The sequence below is a fragment of the Burkholderia sp. A9 genome (assembly GCF_000801975.1).
This window is the reverse complement of sequence record NZ_JSZN01000026.1, coordinates 36,657-55,983: the sequence shown is the minus strand read 5'-3', so window position 1 is coordinate 55,983 and position 19,327 is coordinate 36,657. Positions and strand designations below refer to the sequence as shown.

The 19,327-nt window shown below is 66.4% G+C and carries 19 protein-coding genes; 13 read left to right on the top strand and 6 right to left on the bottom strand.

Annotated elements, in window-relative coordinates:
* From PI86_RS12295 to PI86_RS12265, 7 genes are all read left to right on the top strand, one after another.
* Window positions 1-485: FAD-dependent oxidoreductase (locus PI86_RS12295; RefSeq protein ID WP_039322568.1), on the top strand; the 485-nt coding region annotated here is incomplete at its 5' end.
* A gap of 673 nt (window positions 486-1,158) precedes the next feature.
* On the top strand, window positions 1,159-2,373 hold the full coding sequence (locus PI86_RS12290) for a cation:proton antiporter (RefSeq protein WP_039322581.1): 1,215 nt from the start codon (window positions 1,159-1,161) through the stop codon (window positions 2,371-2,373).
* Between the two features lie 14 nt (window positions 2,374-2,387).
* The gene (locus PI86_RS12285) at window positions 2,388-3,503 is read left to right on the top strand and encodes a YbdK family carboxylate-amine ligase (RefSeq protein WP_039322566.1); all 1,116 of its coding nucleotides are present in this window, start codon (window positions 2,388-2,390) and stop codon (window positions 3,501-3,503) included.
* A gap of 505 nt (window positions 3,504-4,008) precedes the next feature.
* Window positions 4,009-4,647, top strand: coding sequence for a MarR family winged helix-turn-helix transcriptional regulator (locus PI86_RS12280; protein WP_039322562.1), 639 nt, complete (start codon window positions 4,009-4,011; stop codon window positions 4,645-4,647).
* A 28-nt stretch (window positions 4,648-4,675) separates the two neighbouring features.
* A complete protein-coding gene (locus PI86_RS12275) occupies window positions 4,676-5,386 on the top strand; it encodes a glutamine amidotransferase (protein ID WP_039322578.1) in 711 nt (236 codons plus the stop codon).
* A 213-nt stretch (window positions 5,387-5,599) separates the two neighbouring features.
* Window positions 5,600-6,712 carry an NADH:flavin oxidoreductase/NADH oxidase gene (locus PI86_RS12270; RefSeq protein ID WP_039322559.1) on the top strand — a complete coding sequence of 371 codons (1,113 nt, stop codon included), beginning with the start codon at window positions 5,600-5,602 and terminating at the stop codon, window positions 6,710-6,712.
* Window positions 6,713-6,891: 179 nt separating this feature from the next.
* The gene (locus PI86_RS12265; RefSeq protein ID WP_039322556.1) at window positions 6,892-7,413 is read left to right on the top strand and encodes an SET domain-containing protein; all 522 of its coding nucleotides are present in this window, start codon (window positions 6,892-6,894) and stop codon (window positions 7,411-7,413) included.
* A 95-nt stretch (window positions 7,414-7,508) separates the two neighbouring features.
* Here the strand turns inward: PI86_RS12265 and PI86_RS12260 are convergent, their stop codons facing one another.
* Together PI86_RS12260 and PI86_RS12255 are read right to left on the bottom strand one after the other, a co-directional pair.
* Complete coding sequence (locus PI86_RS12260; RefSeq protein ID WP_039322553.1) at window positions 7,509-8,993, bottom strand: sensor histidine kinase; 1,485 nt, start codon at window positions 8,991-8,993, stop codon at window positions 7,509-7,511.
* A 116-nt stretch (window positions 8,994-9,109) separates the two neighbouring features.
* Complete coding sequence (locus tag PI86_RS12255) at window positions 9,110-9,802, bottom strand: response regulator (RefSeq protein WP_006401494.1); 693 nt, start codon at window positions 9,800-9,802, stop codon at window positions 9,110-9,112.
* A 122-nt stretch (window positions 9,803-9,924) separates the two neighbouring features.
* Between PI86_RS12255 and PI86_RS12250 the strand changes: the two genes are divergently transcribed.
* The gene (locus tag PI86_RS12250) at window positions 9,925-10,155 is read left to right on the top strand and encodes a DUF3717 domain-containing protein (protein WP_014895474.1); all 231 of its coding nucleotides are present in this window, start codon (window positions 9,925-9,927) and stop codon (window positions 10,153-10,155) included.
* A gap of 92 nt (window positions 10,156-10,247) precedes the next feature.
* On the opposite strand, the gene PI86_RS12245 is transcribed toward PI86_RS12250, so the two are convergent.
* Window positions 10,248-10,556 carry a 4a-hydroxytetrahydrobiopterin dehydratase gene (locus tag PI86_RS12245; protein ID WP_014895475.1) on the bottom strand — a complete coding sequence of 103 codons (309 nt, stop codon included), beginning with the start codon at window positions 10,554-10,556 and terminating at the stop codon, window positions 10,248-10,250.
* A gap of 141 nt (window positions 10,557-10,697) precedes the next feature.
* Entirely contained in the window at window positions 10,698-11,624 is a 927-nt protein-coding gene (gene phhA, locus PI86_RS12240) for a phenylalanine 4-monooxygenase (protein ID WP_082012227.1), read from the bottom strand.
* Between the two features lie 106 nt (window positions 11,625-11,730).
* Here phhA and PI86_RS12235 point away from each other — a divergent pair, with 106 nt between their 5' ends.
* Entirely contained in the window at window positions 11,731-12,216 is a 486-nt protein-coding gene (locus PI86_RS12235; protein ID WP_006408082.1) for an Lrp/AsnC family transcriptional regulator, read from the top strand.
* A gap of 54 nt (window positions 12,217-12,270) precedes the next feature.
* Here PI86_RS12235 and PI86_RS12230 read toward each other — a convergent pair whose 3' ends face one another.
* Together PI86_RS12230 and PI86_RS12225 are read right to left on the bottom strand one after the other, a co-directional pair.
* Window positions 12,271-12,804, bottom strand: coding sequence for a class IV adenylate cyclase (locus tag PI86_RS12230; RefSeq protein WP_039322549.1), 534 nt, complete (start codon window positions 12,802-12,804; stop codon window positions 12,271-12,273).
* 238 nt (window positions 12,805-13,042) lie between these two features.
* Window positions 13,043-13,942 carry a LysR family transcriptional regulator gene (locus PI86_RS12225; protein ID WP_039322546.1) on the bottom strand — a complete coding sequence of 300 codons (900 nt, stop codon included), beginning with the start codon at window positions 13,940-13,942 and terminating at the stop codon, window positions 13,043-13,045.
* Between the two features lie 312 nt (window positions 13,943-14,254).
* On the opposite strand from PI86_RS12225, the gene PI86_RS12220 reads away from it, so the two are divergent.
* The 4 genes from PI86_RS12220 (at window position 14,255) to PI86_RS12205 (ending at window position 19,229) form a co-directional block, all read left to right on the top strand.
* Window positions 14,255-15,940, top strand: coding sequence for a GMC family oxidoreductase (locus PI86_RS12220; protein WP_014895479.1), 1,686 nt, complete (start codon window positions 14,255-14,257; stop codon window positions 15,938-15,940).
* Window positions 15,941-16,420: 480 nt separating this feature from the next.
* A complete protein-coding gene (locus PI86_RS12215; protein WP_039322542.1) occupies window positions 16,421-17,200 on the top strand; it encodes an ABC transporter ATP-binding protein in 780 nt (259 codons plus the stop codon).
* Entirely contained in the window at window positions 17,197-17,952 is a 756-nt protein-coding gene (locus PI86_RS12210; RefSeq protein ID WP_039322541.1) for an ABC transporter ATP-binding protein, read from the top strand. The genes PI86_RS12215 and PI86_RS12210 overlap by 4 nt, the downstream gene beginning before the upstream one ends.
* A 77-nt stretch (window positions 17,953-18,029) precedes the next feature.
* Window positions 18,030-19,229, top strand: a complete 1,200-nt coding sequence (locus PI86_RS12205; protein WP_014895482.1) for an ABC transporter substrate-binding protein — start codon at window positions 18,030-18,032, stop codon at window positions 19,227-19,229.
* Window positions 19,230-19,327 lie beyond the last annotated feature (98 nt).

Sequence of the window (19,327 nt, the reverse complement as noted above, 5' to 3'; positions counted from 1 at the left end):
TCGGCGACGGCTACGCGGTGCCGCTCGATGACGGCACGTTGCTGATCGGCGCGACGTTCGAGCCCGACGACGTCGATCCGGCGATGCGCACCGCCGGACATCTCGAAAACCTCGAGCGCGTGCGGCACCTGCTGCCAGGCTTGATCGGCGACGTGCCGGACGTCGGCACGCTGCACGGCCGTGTCGCGTTCCGCTGGGTCGTCGCCGACCGGGTGCCGCTGATCGGTCCGCTCGCCGACGAAGCGCAGGCCGTCGCGAACGCGCGCGCGCTGAGCGGTGCGAAGGCGCGCGACCTGCCGCGCACCGCCGGCCTCTACGGCGCCTTCGGCTACGGTTCGCGCGGCCTCGTGTGGGCCGCGCTCGGCGCGGAACTGATTGCGTCGCAACTCGAAGGCGAGCCGTTGCCGCTCGAGCGCGAACTCGTCGATGCCGTCGACCCGGCCCGGTTCCTGATCCGCGCACTGCGCGGCCGCCAGATCGGCTGATCTGGTCAGTCGAATCCTCACAGTTTCCCGACTTTCCTGCGCAAGGTTATCCACTCGGCGCTGTGGATAACCGCGCGAAATAAGCGCGCACTCCGTGTGCAATCACAGTGGACGTAAACTGGGTAACTCGGCACAGCTGTGAAACGGCCCGAAAGTTGCTCAACTCAAACCTCTGTGAGCAAACAGCCTGTTCAACGGGTTACGTGAGCGCCAACACATTGATCTGTCTACGTAAACTGAAGTTATCCACAGAACTGTGCGCGCCTTGTTAACTTCTACTACGTATATATACAAGTAAACCGTTGAAACCAAAGACCTGCGGTGCCGCACAGCGCCGCGAGTCGATTCAATCGGTTCCAGAGCGAAAAAGCTGTGGCACAATCGGTTTCCTTCGCGTTCGTTCGGCCAAGCGCCGGACATGCTTCAATGGAACGGTCGGCACGATTTCGAATCTGAATCTTCGAGACAGCGCAGTCCGTTCACACACCAGGCCGACAATCCAGATCGGCAGCCTGAACGACAGTTCCGCCGAGCGGCGGAAGAGGCGGATCCCATGTCCGCCGTCGTCGACCACAACAAGCACATTCGGGGCGATACCCAGCCGGCGCGCATCTCATTTCTGACGCTTGACCCCGCGCCGCTGGCGATTGCTTCCAAAGGAGAAGTCACCACGATGAAGTCGGCGTACTCATTCCTGCCCAACTGGCCGCTCACGCCGGATGCCGTGTTCTGGGCCGGACTCGCGTTGTTTGCGGCCGGTCTGTGTGGCGAGCTGTGCTACCGCGCGTGGCGGCTGCCGCGCATCACCGGCTATGCGGTGATCGGTCTCATCGCCGGTTCGTTCGGATTCGGCGTGATCGACGCGAGCACCGACGAAACCTCGCGGCTGCTGATCGACGTCGCGCTCGGCCTGCTGCTGTTCGAGCTCGGCAGCCGTCTCGACCTGAAATGGATTCGCCGCAATCCGTGGCTGATCGCATCGAGCCTCGCGGAGGCGACCCTGACGTTCGTGCTCGTGCTGTTCGCGATGCTCGCGCTTGGCGTGTCGGGGATGGTCGCGCTGGTGCTGTCGGCGATCGCGATCGCGACCTCGCCGTCGATGGTGATCCAGTTGAAGACCGAACTGCGCGCGGAAGGGCAGGTGTCGCAGCGCCTCATCACGCTGACCGCGCTCAACAGCGTGTATGCGCTCGTGCTGACCAAGCTCGTGACGAGCTGGCTCCACCAGGAAGCGTACGGCAACGTTTTCGCGACGATCCTGCAACCGCTCTACCTGCTCGCCGGTTCGTTCATCGTCGCGTATCTGGTCGCACGCGCCTGCAACTACCTGTTCCGCCACATGACCGCGACGATGCGCGACGAGCATTCATTCGTCGCACTGTTCGGGCTCGTGATGCTCGCGATCGCGGTGGCGCAGGCGCTGAAGCTGTCGACGCTGCTCACGCTGCTGCTCGCCGGCATCATCGTGAAGAACCTCGAAGCGCGTCCGCAGCTGTGGCCCGAGCATTTCGGCACGGCCGGCTGGCTGCTGACGGTGGTCCTGTTCGTGCTGACGCTCACGTCGTTCACGTGGGGCGACATTGCGCTCGGTGGGTTGCTCGCGATCGCGCTGATCGTCACGCGGCTCGTCGCGAAACTGGCCGGCGTGGTCGCGTTCGCGAAGCCGAGCGGGCTCGGGATGAAGCAGGGCGTCGCGCTCGGCATCGCGCTGACACCGATGTCCGCGCTGTCGTACCTGCTCGTCGACGATACCTACCAGCTCTATCCGAATTTCGACCCGCACCTGCGCGCGATCGTGATGTGCACGATCGTGATCCTGCAGCTCGTCAGCCCGTTCGTCGTCTACCGCTGCCTGTCGGCGGTCAGCGAACGCAGCGACAGAAACTGATTCCGGAACCTGCCATGGCACTCGAAACCTTCGTCAATTCCGAGCCGTTCACGTTCGGCGTCGAACTGGAGATCCAGGTCGTCAACACGCACAACTACGACCTGACCAAAGCGGCATCCGACCTGATGCGGCTGATCCAGGGCGAGACCTTCCCGGGCAACATCACGCCGGAAATCACCGAGAGCATGATCGAGCTGTCGACCGGCATCTGCCATTCGCACGAGCAGGCGGTCTCCGAGCTGCATGCGATTCGCGACGTGCTCGTGAAGGCGGCCGACCAGCTCAACGTCGGGCTGGGCGGCGGCGGCACGCACGCGTTCCAGCAATGGAGCGACCGGCAGATCTACGACGCGCCGCGCTTCCAGTACATCTCCGAGCTGTACGGCTATCTCGCGAAGCAGTTCACCGTGTTCGGCCAGCACGTGCACATCGGTTGTCCCGATCCGGACAGCGCACTGTTCCTGCTGCACTCGATGTCGCGCTTCATTCCGCACTTCATCGCGCTGTCCGCGTCGTCGCCGTTCGTGCAGAACGTCGATACCGGCTTCCATTCGGCGCGCCTGAATTCGGTGTTCGCGTTCCCGCTGTCGGGCCGGGCGCCGTTCGTGCTGACCTGGGACAGCTTCGAGGAGTACTTCATGAAGATGGTCAACACGGGCGTCGTCAACTCGATGAAGGACTTTTACTGGGACATCCGGCCGAAGCCCGGCTATGGGACGATCGAGGTGCGCGTGATGGACACGCCGCTGTCGGTCGATCGCGCAGCCGCGATCGCGTGCTACATCCAGACGCTCGCGCGCTACCTGCTGACCGACCGGCCGCTGAAGCTGTCGGAGGACGACTACCTGGTCTACACGTTCAACCGCTTCGAAGCGTGCCGCTTCGGTCTCGAGGGCATCTGCGTCAATCCTCAGACGGGTGAGCGCCGCACGATCGCCGAAGACATCCTCGACACGCTCGACCGGATCGCGCCGCATGCGGCCGCGCTCGGCTCGCGCGCGGCGCTCGACGAGATCGGCGCGCTCGCGAAGGCGCGCGTGAACGACGCATCATGGTTGAGAACCGTTTTCAAACAGGAAAGATCGCTGAACGAGACGGTTCGCCAGCAGTGCCTGCGCTGGCGCGAGTGAAAAAATGTTTTGCAGATTACGGGCTCGACCGCACGGCGATTCACTGAACGGCGGTCGGCGCCAATTCGGGCCGGCTGCGTCGCCAGTCGTCCTGAAAATCTGTGGATAACCCGATATTCCGCTTCAAAGTCAATGCTCTGTGGGCGGGATAACCCGGTGGATCGAAGTGGTTTTCCCATTGGCCGATCCGAACAGGAAAATGCTTGCGCGTGCCGCCGTGCAGCCGGCAGGGATTGCCGGCACAACGCAAAAATCAGGTTATCCAGCGATTTTCCACAGAATGAAGGGGATAACTTAGCTGTGCGATTTTCCGCTCTCGCTTAGAATGTCGGCTTTGCGGACACCGGAACGACGTGTGTCTCACCGGTCGCCGCGAACGCGACCGCCGCGTGTGCCTCGCGACGGCCGTGTCGACGCTCTTCATCGAGCGTCTGTTTTGAGATAGACATTCGATCTCCACACTACGGCTGCTCGGCAATCCGGGCGGCGGCAAAGCGAAAAGACTATGAGCGAAGGCGTTTACGGGAATCAGGCTTCGGGACGTGTGACCCACAGCTTGCTGCGGTTGAGTACGGCCATGCGAAGCCAGGCATGGGATTGGGCGGAAGGCGCGGGCCTGACGCCGACGCAGGGCGAGATCCTCGTGCTGCTGCTGCAGCGCAAGGGCCCGATGCGGCTCGGCGAAATCGCGCGTGAGACGCAGCTCACCGCGGCGACCACCAGCGATGCGGTCAGCACGCTCGAGACGAAGGGGCTCGTCGAGAAGCGTCGCGCCCTGGACGACGGCCGTGCGCTCGCCGTGCGCCTGTCGGCTCGCGGCCGTACCGCGGCAAAGAAGGCGCTGCAATGGCCGGAATTCCTGACGAAAGCAGTCGGCAAGCTCGGCGCGGACGAGCAGGGCGCGCTGTACCGCGCGCTGCTGAAGACGCTGCGCGAACTGCAGGTGGCCGGTGCGACGCCGCCGCAGCGCATGTGCCTGACGTGCGCGCACTTCCAGCCGGGCAAGCAGTCGAAGAAGCCCGTGCATCACTGCGCGGCGCTCGACCTGACGATGGCCGACAGCGACCTGCGTCTCGATTGTTCGGTGCACGAAGAAGCCGACGCGGCGACGCAAAAGAAGACCTGGAAGATTTTCGCCGGCTGACGTCCGTCGATCGACCGGGAGGCCGATGATGAACGCTGAAGTGGTGGCGATCCGCCACGTGCATTTCGAGGATCTCGGCAGCTTCGAGCAGGTGCTCGGGGAGCGCGGGCGGCGGGTGCGCTACGTCGACGTCGGATCGTCGCGCGTCGAGGTGCTCGACGCGCTCCAGCCGTCGCTGCTCGTGATGCTCGGCGGGCCGCTCAGCGTGTACGACGATGCGCAGTATCCGTCGATCGCGCCGCTGGCGGCGCTGGTACGCCGGCGCATCGACGCGGGGCTGCCTATCCTCGGCATCTGCCTGGGAGCGCAGTTCATCGCGCGCGCGCTCGGTGCGCGCGTCTATCCGGCTGCGCAGAAGGAACTCGGCTGGGCGCCGCTGACGCTCACCGACGCCGGCCGCGCGTCGCCGATGCGCCATCTCGACGGCGCGGCGACGTCGATGTTGCACTGGCACGGCGATACGTTCGACCTGCCGGGCGGCGCGATCCATCTCGCATCGACGCCGGCGTGCCGCCACCAGGCATTCGCCTGGGGGCAGCACGTGTTGGCGCTGCAATGTCATCCTGAAATCCGCGCCGACCATTTCGAACCCTGGCTGATCGGCAACGCGGGTGAAATCGCGTCGACGCCCGGCATCGACGCGTGTCGGCTCCGGGCGGACACCGCGCAGCATGGTCCCGCGCTCGAGACGGCCGCGCGGCGCATGTTCGCCGAGTGGCTCGACAGCGTCGGGATCTGATCGGAAGCGTGCGGCCCCGTACGTGACCGGCCCGCATGCAATGCAGGCCGGTGCATCGCCGTGATGCGCGTGCGCCCTGCAGCGTCGCCGGTTGCGCGCCGGCCCGACCTGACCTGGCCGGCCCCTCCGCTGACTGTCGAGCCGGCCGCCAGCACGCTACGGGGCTGCGTGCTACGCTCGTCCGCTCTTTCCCTTTCCTGGCGAGTGGCATCCATGACTGCGCTGTTTTCCCCGTTCACGCTGCGCGGCGTGACCCTTCCGAACCGGATTGTGATCTCCCCGATGTGCCAGTACTCGGCCGAGCGCGGCGAGGCGACCGACTGGCACATGATTCACCTCGGCCATCTCGCGCTGTCGGGCGCGGGCCTGCTCTGCATCGAAGCGACCGCCGTCGAACCCGACGGACGCATCACGGCCGGCGACCTCGGCCTGTGGGACGACGTGACCGAAGCGGCACTCAAGCCCGTGCTGGCGTCGATCCGCAAGCATTCGCCGGTCCGGATCGCGATGCAGGTGTCGCATGCGGGGCGCAAGGCGTCGAGCGAGGTGCCGTGGAAGGGCGGCCAGCTCGTGTCCGTCGCCGACGGCGGCTGGCTGCCGCATGCGCCGTCGGCCCTGCCGCACAAGGACGGCGAGACGCCGCCGCTCGCGCTCGACGCGGCCGGCCTGAACCGGATCCGCGAAGCGTTTGCGGCGGCCGCGAGGCGCGCCGCGCGGCTCGGCATCGACGCGCTCGAAGTGCACGCGGCGCATGGCTACCTGCTGCATCAGTTCCTGTCGCCGCTCGCGAACCAGCGCACCGACGAATACGGCGGCTCGCGCGAGAACCGGATGCGCTTTCCGCTCGAGATCTTCGAGATCGTGCGTGCGGCATTTCCGGAGGACCGGCCGGTCGGCGTGCGCGTGTCGGCGACCGACTGGGTCGAGGGCGGCTGGGAACTCGACGACACGATCGCGTTCGCGCACGAGCTGAAGCGGCGTGGTTGCGACTGGATCGACGTGTCGTCCGGCGGCGTGTCGCCGCTGCAGAAGATTCCGCTGTCGCCGGGTTATCAGGTGCCGTTCGCGCAGGCGGTGAAGCGCGCGGTCGGGATGCCGACGATCGCGGTCGGCCTCATCAACGACCCCGCGCATGCGAACCGGCTGATCGAGGCCGGCGACGCCGATTTCGTCGCGATGGCGCGCGCGATGCTGTACGACCCGCGCTGGCCGTGGCATGCGGCCGCCGAGCTCGGCGCGGAGGTTTCGGCGCCGCCGCAGTACTGGCGTTCGCAGCCGCGCGAGCACAAGGCGTTGTTCGGCGACATCGCTTTCGGCCAGCGCTGAGTGTCCTGCGCGCAATATTGCGCGCGATGTTGAGCGAAGCAATCGTGAACGTGTAGGATGCGGGTGATTCGCCGTATGCCCCGACGCGGCACCGACCGGTGCCGCGTTTTGTTTGGCGCGACCCAGGGCCGTGACCGCGGCCGTATTCCATTCAAGTCGTCTTCACAAGGATTCGTTCGATGAGTTCACGCAGGATCGCGGTGCGCCGCTCGGGAGTACACGGCAAGGGCGTGTTCGCGGTGGAGCCGATCAAGGCCGGCGAGCGCGTAGTGGAATACAAGGGTGAGCGAATTTCGTGGAAGGAAGCGCTGCGTCGCCACCCGCACGATCCGAACGAGCCGAACCATACGTTCTACTTCGCACTGGAAGAGGGCGGGGTGATCGACGGCAAGATCGACGGCAACAGCGCGCGCTGGATCAACCATTCGTGCGCGCCGAATTGCGAGGCCGAGGAGGTCAAGGGCCGCGTGTTCATCCACGCGCTGCGCGATATCGGGCCGGAAGAGGAGCTGTTCTACGACTACGGCCTCGTGATCGACGAGAAGCTGACGAAGAAGCTCAAGCGCGAATACGCATGCCATTGCGGCGCGGCCGCGTGCCGCGGCACGCTGCTCGCGACGCCCGACGACGACGGCAAGAAGAAAAAGAAGAAGGACGGCAAGTCCGAGGCCGGCGCGAAGGACAAGAAAAAGAAGAAGTGACCGGGGCGGCCGCGCATCGTGCGCGGCCGCCTCACCGGACGGCCGCCGCGCGGCCGTTGTTCCGTCCCTCCCGATACGGGCTCGCCCGGCGCGACTCAGTGCGTCGGCGCGGCGGCCGGCGTCTCGCTGACCGGCTTCTGAGTGCGCTCGGCGAGCGGCACCCGAACCACGAAGCGCGAGCCGCCTTCCGACGCATCCTCGTACGACACCGTGCCGCCGTGCATCGCGATGATGTCGTGCACGATCGCAAGACCGAGCCCGGCGCCTGTTTCGACGCCGTTGCCGCTTTGCGCATCGCCGCGGAAGAAGCGCTTGAACAGGTCGGCCTGCTGGTTCGCGGGCACGCCCGGGCCGTTGTCCTCGACGACGATCTCGGCTGCCGGCAGGCCGTCCTCGAGCATCCCGCGCGCGACGTTCACCGTGATCCGCGCACCGTCCGGCCGTGCGAGCGGCACGTATTTCAGCGCATTGTCGAGCAGGTTCGCGATCACTTCGCGCAGCAGCACGGGGTTGCCGCGCACGTTCAGCGTTTCGTCTTCGCCCGGATCGTCGCTGCGCTGGAAGCCGAGGTCGACATGCGACGCGAGCGCGCGCGGCACCCATTCGGCGCCGGTCTCGAACGCCATCGCTGCCAGGTCGACGTCGACGAAACGCGCGGCCTGTTCGCCCGGTTCCGCGCGCGCGAGCGACAGCAGCTGGTTCGACAGCCGCACCGCGCGGTCGGCGGCCGCGCGCAGTTCGCGCACGGCGGTGTAGGTTTGCTGCGGGTCGCGCGCGACGGCCGCCTGCTCGGCATGCAGCTTCACGGCCGTGAGCGGCGTGCGCAGCTGGTGCGCGGCGTCGGCGATGAACTTGCGCTGCGCGTCGAGCGCGGTCTTCAGGCGGCCGAGCAGCGCGTTCATCGCGCTCGTCAGCGGCCGGATCTCGAGCGGCACGTCGGTTTCGTCGACCGGTTCCAGCGACGTATGGGTCTGCCGGTTCAGCGAATCGGCGAGATGGGTGAGCGGGCCGAGCTGCTGGTTCACGACGCGCCACACGATGCCCCAGCCCGCGAGCAGCAGCAGCAGCAGCGGCATCATGATCGCGACGAGGAATTCGGCCGCGATCCGGTAGCGGTGCCGCACCGGCTGCGCGACCTCGACCACCATCGGCCGGCCGCCCTCGACATCGTCGACGCGCACCTGCGCGACCCGCACCGCGCGGTTGTCGTACTCGGCCTCGAACACGTACGCGTGATGCATGCGGCGCACGTTGATGCCGCGTAGCGGCAGCTTCGGGTCACCGGCGAGCTCCTGTTCGCCGTCGCTGATCCGGTAGATCAGCGCTTCGGCCGGATCGGAGAACATCGCCTGCGCGAGCGGCGGCACCGTGAACGGCGCGTCGGGGCCGGCGATCTGGATCTGTTTGGAGATGGCGGTCGCGAGATCGGCGAGCGAGCGGTCGATCACGTGTTGCGTGTATTGCCACGCGAGCCAGTAGGCAATCAGGCCGCTCATCAGCGCGAGCATCGACAGCGGTGCGGCGAGGCGCCGGAGCAGCGAGCGGCGCAGGCTGGTGGTGACAGCCGGATCAGGAGACATTTCGACGGGCAAATGGATAAGCGCCGCTCACGGGGAGCGGCGCGGTCGTGCGTCGGACGGCGACGCGGGCAGGGCGGCTCGCCGTCGGCACGCGGCCGGCCGGCGCGCGGCGCCGCTCAGACGCTCGCCGTCTGGCGGATTTCCTGCAGCAGGTAGCCGAAGCCGCGCACCGTGACGATTTCGACACGGCACTGCTCGAGTTTCTTGCGCACGCGGTGCACGTAGACTTCGATCGCGGTGTCGCCGAGATCGCCGCCGAAGTGCGTGAGGTGATCCTGCAGCTGGGCCTTGCTGACGACGCGGCCGTGGCGCAGCAGCAGCATTTCGAGCACCGCGAATTCGCGCGGCGACAGTTCGAGCGGCTTGTCATCGTTGAAGATGCGGCGATCGACGCCCGACAGGCGGACGCCGCCGAGCGACACTTCCGGACGCGGCATGTCGCTGTGCGGGCCGCTGCGGCGCATCACCGCGCGGATGCGCGCTTCGAGCTCGGCCGGCTCGAACGGCTTGAGCATGTAGTCGTCGGCGCCGGAGTTCAGGCCCTGGATCCGGTCGTTCAGTTCGTCGCGTGCGGTCAGCACGATGACGGGCGTGTGGCGGTTGGTCTGGCGGAAACGCGTGAGCAGCGTCATCCCGTCGATGCCCGGCAGGCCGAGGTCGAGGATCACGAGTTCGTGGCGGTTTTGCGCCAGCGCCTGTTCGGCAAAAATGCCGTCATGCACCATGTCGACGGTGAAGCCAGCCTGCTCGAGGCTGCTCTGGATACCGCGTGCGATGGGGCGGTCGTCTTCGATCAGAAGGAGTCGCATGAAGTTCGCTCAAGTACAATGGGTTGGCGGTTCAGGCACGCGGACAGCACGACGCCGTTTCCACAGGGGCGCCGCATCGCCTGACATCAAGCATGGCGGCCAGCGAACGATTAAATCCAATCATGTCCGATATTTCGATCCACGACCTCGAAGCCGCGATCAATTTCTGGCGCGCCCGCTCGCCGTCGAGCGGCGACGAACTCAAACTCTGCGAAGAGGCCAGCGCGCTCTCCAAGCCGTATGCGCTGCTGATTGTACAGCGCGGAAGCGCGCTGCAACTGGAAGGTTTGGACCCCAAGGCGCGGAAAGCGTACGAGACTTACGCGCGCCTTAAGGATGGCTTGGAAAGCTGAAGGCTTTCGCTGAGTACATCCTAGGAAACGTTCAGCGAAATGAAAAGTTGACGCGCCGCGCGTCGAAAGCCGCGCGGCGGTAGCGGGGACGCTCAGGCGGCCGGCTGGGTATGCGTGCACACCTGGTCGATGAACTGCGCGAGCGCGATATCGCGCTCGGTCAGCCCGTCCGCATCGTGGGTCGACAGCGTCACGTCGACGCGGTTGTACACGTTGAACCATTCCGGATGGTGGTTCATTTCCTGCGCCTTGATCGCGACGCGCGTCATGAAGCCGAAGGCTTCGTTGAAATCGGCGAAGCGCAGGCTGCGCTGGATCGCGTCGCGGCCCGGCACGGCCGTCCAGTGGGGCAGGCCTTCGAGCCGGGTCTTGCGTTCTTCTGATGTGAGCTTGTGGATCATGTTGCACCTCGTTCGGTAACGGCGCCCGGGCGCGGGCAACGCCGCGCGGCAAAGCCGGTACCGGTCATTGTTTCATAGTTGTGGGACAGGCATCCGGTGACGGGCGCCCGCGGCCGGATCGTGCCGGCATCGCCCGGTGCGTCACGCGTCGGCGTCGTCCGTCCAGCCTTCGCCCGTGCCGCGATGCAGCACGCGGTCGCTGTCGACGACCGCGCCGGCCGGGAATTCGGGCAGCCGGGCCAGCCGGTCGGCCAGCGCACGGCCGTCGACGTCGGCGAGCGCGAACAACTGCGCGAAATCGTCGATCACGAAGTAGGTCTTCTGGAACGTGTCGATCCGGTACTTCGTGCGCATCACGCGCTCGAGGTCGAAGCCGAGCCGGTTCGGCGCCGCGCTTTCCAGGCTATACAGGCTCTCGCCCTTGCTCGACACGATCCCGGCACCGTAGATCGACAGCCCGTTCGTGCCGTTCGGGTCGCGGATCAGCCCGAATTCCACCGTATACCAATAGAGGCGCGCGAGCCGTGCGAGCGCCGCTTCGTCGTCGGCGACCGCCAGCGCGGTGCGGCCGTATGCCTGCATGTAGTCGGCGAACACCGGCTCGATCAGCAGCGGCACGTGGCCAAACAGATCGTGGAAGCAGTCGGGTTCCTGCAGGTAGTCGAGCTGGTCCGGGCGGCGCATCCACCAGGTGACCGGAAAACGCCGGTTCGCAAGGTGCTCGAAGAACACGCGATCGGGCACCAGGCCCGGCACCGCGACGATCTCCCAGCCCGTTGCCGGCTTCAACTGGCGGTTCACGTCGGCGAACGACGGCACGCGGTCGGCCGGCAGGTCGATCTTCCCGAGCCCGGCGACGAATGCGTCGCACGCGCGCCCGCGCAGCAGCGCCGACTGGCGCGCGTAGAGCTGCTGCCACACCGCGTGGTCGACCTGGCCGTAGCGTTCGAGCGGCTGGTCGATGGTGAAATCTGCGCGGGTTTCGAGGCCCGCGTCGAACTGCTCCTGCAGTTTCGCGGTGACGACGGTGGACATGATCAGGCTCTGCACGCTGTGGTTGGGAACCATGCAAGTGTAGAGCGGCCGGCGTGCGGAATGGGCGCAAAGATGGCGCGGATTTGCTTGTTAATGCGATAATCTCGCATCAAAACAGGAATCAATGCGGAGAATGCTCATGCTTGAACTCGATCACTTCGATCTCGCGCTTCTGGACGTGCTGCAGCGCTTCGGCCGCGCGACGCACCAGCAGCTCGGCGAGGAAGTGCCGCTGTCGCCGTCGCAGATCGGCCGGCGGCTGCAGCGGCTCGAGGCGGCGGGCGTGATCGAAGGCTATCGCGTGATGCTGCGTCCCGAAAAGCTGGGGCTCGGCGTCACCGCGTTCACGAGCCTGAAGCTCAAGCACCACGGCGATTCGATCATCGAGCAGTTCCAGCAGCAGATCGACGTGCTGCCCGAGGTGCTCGAATGCCACGCGGTGGTCGGTGACGCCGACTACCTGCTGCGGATCGTCGCGCCCGACCTGAATGCGCTGTCGCAGTTCGTGATGAAGAAGCTGATGCGCGTGCCGGGAGTCGACAGCGTGCGCTCGAACATCGTGCTGACGACCTTCAAGCGCAACGGCGCGCTGCCGCTCGCGCACCTGGCGCCCGGCGCCGCGTGATGCGGTGACCGGGCCGGCGGCGGGGCGCAAGGTCCCGCCGCGGATAGGGCTGGATCAGATCGCTGCGTGCTGCGTGTCGGCGTTCAGCAGGTCGACGTAGGCGACCGCGACGAGATCCTCCTGCGCGACGCCGAGCTTCGCGAACACGTCGTGTGCCTCGGCTTCGCCGCCGGCTTCGTCGTCGTCGGGGCCGAGCACGACCTCCAGTTCGATGAAGTCGCCGAGGCCGTCGACGCGGTCGAGGTGGATGCGCGTGCGGCCGACGAGGTACACGTGCCGTTCCTTCGTCACGATTCCGCGCGTGGTCAGCGCGGTGGCGAGCAGCGAATGCATCGCGTCCGGGTTCGTGACCGGGCTGCGCGTGTAGTACGACGCCTTCGGGCCATCACGGTCGTCGCGCTGGTAGAAGATCAGTTCGGCCGGCGTGCCGTCCTCGAAGCGGCGCAGCTTCAGCCGGCCGCGCGGCACGTCATAGAAGAAATCCTGCTGGCGGTAGAAGAGCGGCGCTTCGGTCGCGAGCGTTGCCGCACGTTCGCGCAGCTGGTCGAATTCGCGGGCGCGGGCTTTGATCTCGATGTTGCGGGCCATGCGGGTCTCCATCAATCAGGGGTCTCGCGGTGTGCGAACGGACAATCTAGCAAAAAGCCCGCGATGATGGCGTGACGAGCGGCGGCGGCGTGGCGAAGCGGCGCGGCGCGGGTGTTTCGGGTCCGCCCGAGGTCACGATTTCTCGCACGGCTGCAGGTCGACGATTGGTCAGGCGCCGCGCGTTAGCCGCCGAAGCCCGGTGCGCGGCCGGCCGCAGCGACATCGACATCAGCAGCACTCATATTGCCCACTGGGTCTCGATCAATCGGAGCGCGGCCGCGATCGCGGGTTCGTCGCGTCGTTCGGCAAGCGTCACGAACGTCAGTTCGGTCGGCACCGTCACACGTTCGACGATCGTCAGCGCATGCGCGTGCGCTTCGGCCAGCGCGGTCGAGTCGCGCGCGAGCGTCAGCCCGATCCCCGATTTGACGAGGTCGAGCATCGATTGCTCCTGGTCGACTTCGGCGACCTTCACCGGTTGCGCACCGGCCGCCGCGAACAGCCGCGACAGCAGCCGGTGATGGGCGGACGCCGGCGGCGTCCAGATCCACGGCAGCGCGGCGAGTGCGCGCCAGTCGTGTGCGCGCTGCACCCGCTCCTTCCAGCCGGCCGGTGCGAGCACGCGATAGTGGAAATGCGTGAGCGTGACGGTGTGGAACAGCGCGTCGTCGCGCGGATCGTCGTCGTCGGGCCGGCCGATGTAGTAGCCGACATCCAGTGCCTGCGCGCGCACCTGTTCGAGCACCCAGCCCGACATGCCGTGCCGTAGCGCGGTCTCGATCTGCGGATGGGTCTCGACCAGCGCGCGCAGGAAGCCGCCGAGCCGCAGGAAGCCCGGGTCGAGGATCGTGCCGATCCGCAGCCGGCCGCGCACCTCGTGCCGCAGCGCAGCAGCGGCGCGCTGCACGTCGGCGGCCGCGGCGAGCGCGCGCTCCGCGTGCGGCAGCAGCGTCTGGCCGTCGCGGGTGAGCGCGAGCCCGCGCGACATGCGCGTGAACAGCCTGACGCCGAGCGTTTCCTGCAGATGCTTGATCTGCAGGCTGACGGCCGGCTGAGTCAGGTGCAGCTGCGCGGCGGCGCGCGTCAGGTTGCCTTCGCGGGCGACCGTCGCGAACGCGCGGAGCAAAGTGAGATCCATCGTCGTGATATGAGCGCAGCTTATAACGCAGTTCAGCATAACTCATTGGATCGGTGGCCGGTGGCCGGAGTACGCTTCATCGGTCGTGTCGCTCGCGACGCACTATGCTGAAAACGACGCATGGGACTGCACCGCGCGGCGCACAAAACAATGCGCTTTGCATGGGACCCGAGTAGGCGCTAAAGCAGTAACTCGGATCGACCGCGAAGCATGGGACCTGAGGAAGTGCCAAAGCAGTAACTCGGGTCGACCGCGAAGCATGGGACCCGAGTAAGTGCTAAAGCACTAACTCGGGTCGACAGGAGACACGTTGTGACTACTCAACGCACGCTCGAGGGCGAATTCGACTACGTGATCGTCGGTGCCGGCACCGCGGGCTGCGTGCTCGCGAACCGCCTGACCGAGGATCCCGACATCCGCGTGCTGCTGCTCGAAGCGGGCGGCAAGGACGACTATCACTGGATCCACATCCCGGTCGGCTACCTGTACTGCATCGGCAATCCGCGCACCGACTGGCTGTACAAGACCCAGCCCGAAGCGGCACTCAACGGCCGCGTGCTGTCGTATCCGCGCGGGCGCGTGCTCGGCGGCTGCTCGTCGATCAACGGGATGATCTACATGCGCGGCCAGCGCGAGGATTACGACAGCTGGGCGCAGGAAACCGGAGACGCCGGCTGGTCGTGGGACAGCGTGCTGCCAATCTTCAAGCGCAGCGAGGATCATCACGCGGGCGCGAGCGACGCGCACGGCGCGGGCGGCGAATGGCGCGTCGAGCAGCAGCGGCTGCGCTGGGAGATCCTCGAATCGTTCGCGCAGGCCGCACAGCAGACGGGCATTCCGGCGACCGACGACTTCAACCGCGGCGACAATTCCGGGGTCGGCTATTTCGAGGTGAACCAGAAGCGCGGCGTGCGCTGGAATACGTCGAAGGCGTTCCTGCGGCCCGCGATGACGCGGCCGAACCTGACCGTGATCACCGGCGCGCAGGCGCAGCGCGTGATCTTCGACGGGCGGCGCGCGGTCGGCGTCGAATACCACGGCGGCGGCACCGACTACGTCGCGCGCGCCCGCGCCGAAGTGCTGCTCACATCCGGGGCGGTGAATTCGCCGCAGTTGCTCGAACTGTCGGGCATCGGCGCGGGCGCACGGCTGCAGGCGCTCGGCATCGACGTCGTGCAGGACCTGCCCGGCGTCGGCGAAAACCTGCAGGATCACCTGCAATTGCGGATGGCGTTTCGCGTCGAAGGCGTGCGCACGTTGAACACGCTGTCGGCGCACTGGTGGGGCAAGCTGATGATCGGCGCCGAATATGCGCTGCTGCAACGTGGGCCGATGTCGATGGCGCCGTCGCAGCTCGGCGCGTTCGCGAAGTCCGATCCGGACGATCCCGCGCTCACGCGCCCCGATCTCGAATACCACGTGCAGCCGCTGTCGCTCGAGCGCTTCGGCGAGCCGCTGCACGACTTCAACGCATTTACCGCATCCGTTTGCCATTTGCGGCCGAGCTCGCGCGGCAGCGTGCATATTGCAAGCCCCGATACGGGTGCGGCACCCGCGATCGCACCGAACTACCTGTCGACCGATCACGATCGTCAGGTCGCCGCGAACGCGCTGCGCCTCACGCGCCGGATCGCGTCGGCACCGGCGCTCGCGCGCTACCGTCCGGAGGAAATCCTGCCGGGCACGCAGTATCGGACCGAAGCCGAACTGATCGAAGCGGCGGGCGCGGTCGGCACGACGATCTTCCATCCGGTCGGCACGTGCCGGATGGGGCGCGCGGACGACGAGCGCGCCGTGGTCGACAGCCGGCTGCGCGTGCGCGGGATCGCCGGGCTGCGGATCGTCGACGCATCGGTGATGCCGTTCATTACGTCGGGCAACACGAATTCACCGACGCTGATGATCGCCGAGCGTGCGAGCGACATGATTCGCGCCGATCGTCGCGCGGCGCACGAAGCGACGCAGGTGCGCACGGAAGCCGCCGTGACGTCGGCATGACAGCCCGCTGACATGCGCGACAGCGGGCCGCCATCCGGGCGCCCGCTGGTTCGCTATGCGAAGCAAGCTGTCGCGTGAGGATCGCAACGGCACGAACGGCAATTGCACCGCAAGCCGCGCATTTCGCGCGGCTTTTTCTTGTCGCGCGGCGAGGCGACACGCAGCGCGGCATGCCTGCATTCGCGCGGGCACGGACCGTGCGTTTGCGTCGCTATCGATGATGCACGTGTCAAAAAAACGCGGTGTAAATTCGCGTGCAGCCGCACCCCGCATGGCGGCCAGCCCTATAAGTGCAAATCCCGATGATTGCACTGCACCAACGGGGAGACAATGTTGCGCAGTGTGCATACGCGTCGGCGCGGGAGACCACCCTCGATGCGTAATATGGCGTCCGGGGGCAGCCTGCTCATCCGCTGACCTGTTCGCGGTCGCTGGCGCGAATCTTCCCGGTGCTTCGCCTGACTTCGTACGGAAGGGAACATGATTCTCGGCGACACGATTCTGGAAACACGCGGACTAACGAAAGAATTCAGGGGCTTCACCGCCGTGAACGGTGTCAACCTGCGTGTGCGCCGCGGTTCGATCCACGCGTTGATCGGACCGAACGGCGCGGGCAAGACCACCTGCTTCAACTTGTTGACCAAGTTCCTGACACCGACGGCCGGTCAGATCGTCTTCAACGGGATCGACATCACCGACGAGCGGCCCGCACAGGTCGCGCGGCGCGGCATCATTCGTTCATTCCAGATCTCGGCGGTATTTCCGCATCTGACCGCGTTGCAGAACGTGCGCCTCGGCCTGCAGCGCTCGCTCGGCACCGAATTCCATTTCTGGCGCAGCGAGCGCACGTTGCAGCGCCTCGACGATCGCGCGATGGACCTGCTCACGCAGGTCGGCCTCACCGATTTCGCGCACGTGCCGACCGTCGAGCTCGCCTACGGCCGCAAGCGCGCGCTCGAGATCGCGACGACGCTCGCGATGGAACCCGAACTGATGCTGCTCGACGAGCCCACGCAGGGGATGGGCCACGAGGATGTCGACCGCGTGACCGCGCTGATCAAGAAGGTCGCGGCCGGCCGCACGATCCTGATGGTCGAGCACAACATGAACGTGATCGCCGGCATCTCCGACACGATCACGGTCCTGCAGCGCGGCGAGGTGCTGGCCGAAGGCTCATATGCGGAAGTGTCGAAGAATCCGCTCGTGATCGAGGCGTACATGGGCAGTGCCGACGCGGCGCTCGCGGGGGCGCACGCATGAAGCACAGCGAACGGGAGGAACGCGAATTGAGCGGCGTCGAAAGCGGCACGCCCGCGCTGGAGATCACGGGCCTCGAGGCCTGGTACGGGGAATCCCACATATTGCACGGTGTCGACCTGAGCGTGCACCGCGGCGAGGTCGTCACGCTGCTCGGCCGCAACGGTGCGGGCCGCACGACGACGCTGCGCGCGATCATGGGCCTCACGGGCCGCCGCAGCGGCTCGATCAAGGTTGCCGGCAACGAGACGATCGGCCTCGCGACGCATCGCATCGCGCATTTCGGTGTCGGCTACTGCCCGGAGGAGCGCGGGATCTTCTCGAGCCTGTCGTGCGAGGAGAACCTGATGCTGCCGCCGCCGATCGGGCCGCGCGAGCACGCGATGTCGCTCGACGAGATCTACGCGATGTTCCCGAACCTCGCGTCGCGCAGGCAGAGCCAGGGCACGCGGCTGTCCGGCGGCGAGCAGCAGATGCTCGCGGTCGCGCGGATCCTGCGTACCGGCGCGAACCTGCTGCTGCTCGACGAGATTTCCGAAGGCCTCGCGCCGGTGATCGTGCAGGCGCTCGCGCGGATGATCATCGCGCTGAAGGCGCGCGGCTACACGGTCGTGATGGTCGAACAGAATTTCCGCTTCGCCGCACCCCTCGCCGACCGCTTCTACGTGATGGAGCATGGCCGCATCGTCGAGCATTTCCGCTCATCCGAACTGGAAGGCAAGATGCCGATCCTTCACGACCTCCTCGGAGTGTGACGCCACACCGTTTCCCTTGCCGCTAGCCGTGGCGGCCCTCGAACAACCACAACGCATCAGAACAACAGGAGACGTCAATGAAAATGAAGACCCTCGCACACGCCTGTCTCGCGGTCGCGACCGCAGCGTTTACCGCCGGCGCCGCACACGCCGCAGACAGCGTGAAGATCGGCTTCATCACCGACATGTCGGGGCTTTACGCGGACATCGACGGGCAGGGCGGCCTCGAGGCGATCCGGATGGCGGTCGCCGACTTCGGCGGCAAGGTGCTCGGCAAGCCGATCGAGGTCGTCTATGCCGACCACCAGAACAAGGCGGACATCGCCGCATCCAAGGCGCGTGAGTGGATGGACCGCGGCGGGCTCGACCTGCTGGTCGGCGGCACGAACTCGGCGACCGCGCTGTCGATGAACCAGGTCGCGGCCGAGAAGAAGAAGGTCTACATCAACATCGGCGCGGGCGCCGACACGCTGACCAACGAGCAGTGCACGCCGTACACGGTCCACTATGCATACGACACCATGGCGCTCGCGAAGGGCACCGGTTCGGCGGTGGTGAAGCAGGGCGGCAAGAGCTGGTTCTTCCTGACCGCCGACTACGCGTTCGGCAAGGCGCTCGAGAAGAACACGTCGGACGTCGTCAAGGCGAACGGCGGCCAGGTGCTCGGCACGGTGCGGCATCCGCTGTCGGCGTCGGACTTCTCGTCGTTCCTGCTGCAGGCGCAGTCGTCGAAGGCGCAGATCCTCGGCCTCGCGAACGCGGGCGGCGACACGATCAACTCGATCAAGGCCGCGAAGGAATTCGGCATCACGAAGTCGATGAAGATCGCCGCGCTGCTGATGTTCATCGACGACGTGCACAGCCTCGGCCTCGAGACGACGCAGGGCCTCGTGCTGACCGACAGCTGGTACTGGAACCGCGACGCGGCATCGCGCCAGTGGGCGCAGCGCTACTTCGGCAAGATGAAGAAGATGCCGTCGAGCCTGCAGGCGGCCGACTATTCGTCGGTGACGACCTACCTGAAGGCCGTGCAGGCGGCCGGCACGACCGACTCCGACAAGGTGATGGCCGAGCTGAAGAAGATGAAGATCAACGACTTCTACGCGAAGGGCGCCATCCGCCAGGACGGCAGCATGATCCACGACATGTACCTGATGGAGGTGAAGAAGCCGTCGGAATCGAAGGAGCCGTGGGACTACTACAAGGTGCTCGCGACGATTCCGGGCGACCAGGCGTTCGGCACGAAGCAGGAATCGCGCTGCGCGCTGTGGAAGTAAGCGCAACGTAGCGGCGCGTGGCGGCGGCCGCAGCGATGTGCCCGCTGCGCCGCCCGCGTGCGCGACTGCTTGAAGGTTGCGCGCGCAACGAAACTCAT

Bases quoted from the DNA above. Each gene is read 5' to 3' on its own strand.
- PI86_RS12205 (WP_014895482.1), top strand. From the start codon at position 18,030: ATGAAAATGAAGACCCTCGCACACGCCTGTCTCGCGGTCGCGACCGCA.
- PI86_RS12230 (WP_039322549.1), bottom strand. From the start codon at position 12,804: ATGGCCCGCAACATCGAGATCAAAGCCCGCGCCCGCGAATTCGACCAG.
- PI86_RS12215 (WP_039322542.1), top strand. From the start codon at position 16,421: ATGATTCTCGGCGACACGATTCTGGAAACACGCGGACTAACGAAAGAA.
- PI86_RS12250 (WP_014895474.1), top strand. From the start codon at position 9,925: ATGTCCGATATTTCGATCCACGACCTCGAAGCCGCGATCAATTTCTGG.
- phhA (WP_082012227.1), bottom strand. From the start codon at position 11,624: ATGGTTCCCAACCACAGCGTGCAGAGCCTGATCATGTCCACCGTCGTC.
- PI86_RS12260 (WP_039322553.1), bottom strand. From the start codon at position 8,993: ATGTCTCCTGATCCGGCTGTCACCACCAGCCTGCGCCGCTCGCTGCTC.
- PI86_RS12210 (WP_039322541.1), top strand. From the start codon at position 17,197: ATGAAGCACAGCGAACGGGAGGAACGCGAATTGAGCGGCGTCGAAAGC.
- PI86_RS12275 (WP_039322578.1), top strand. From the start codon at position 4,676: ATGAACGCTGAAGTGGTGGCGATCCGCCACGTGCATTTCGAGGATCTC.
- PI86_RS12290 (WP_039322581.1), top strand. From the start codon at position 1,159: ATGAAGTCGGCGTACTCATTCCTGCCCAACTGGCCGCTCACGCCGGAT.
- PI86_RS12280 (WP_039322562.1), top strand. From the start codon at position 4,009: ATGAGCGAAGGCGTTTACGGGAATCAGGCTTCGGGACGTGTGACCCAC.
- PI86_RS12270 (WP_039322559.1), top strand. From the start codon at position 5,600: ATGACTGCGCTGTTTTCCCCGTTCACGCTGCGCGGCGTGACCCTTCCG.
- PI86_RS12255 (WP_006401494.1), bottom strand. From the start codon at position 9,802: ATGCGACTCCTTCTGATCGAAGACGACCGCCCCATCGCACGCGGTATC.
- PI86_RS12225 (WP_039322546.1), bottom strand. From the start codon at position 13,942: ATGGATCTCACTTTGCTCCGCGCGTTCGCGACGGTCGCCCGCGAAGGC.
- PI86_RS12235 (WP_006408082.1), top strand. From the start codon at position 11,731: ATGCTTGAACTCGATCACTTCGATCTCGCGCTTCTGGACGTGCTGCAG.
- PI86_RS12245 (WP_014895475.1), bottom strand. From the start codon at position 10,556: ATGATCCACAAGCTCACATCAGAAGAACGCAAGACCCGGCTCGAAGGC.
- PI86_RS12285 (WP_039322566.1), top strand. From the start codon at position 2,388: ATGGCACTCGAAACCTTCGTCAATTCCGAGCCGTTCACGTTCGGCGTC.
- PI86_RS12265 (WP_039322556.1), top strand. From the start codon at position 6,892: ATGAGTTCACGCAGGATCGCGGTGCGCCGCTCGGGAGTACACGGCAAG.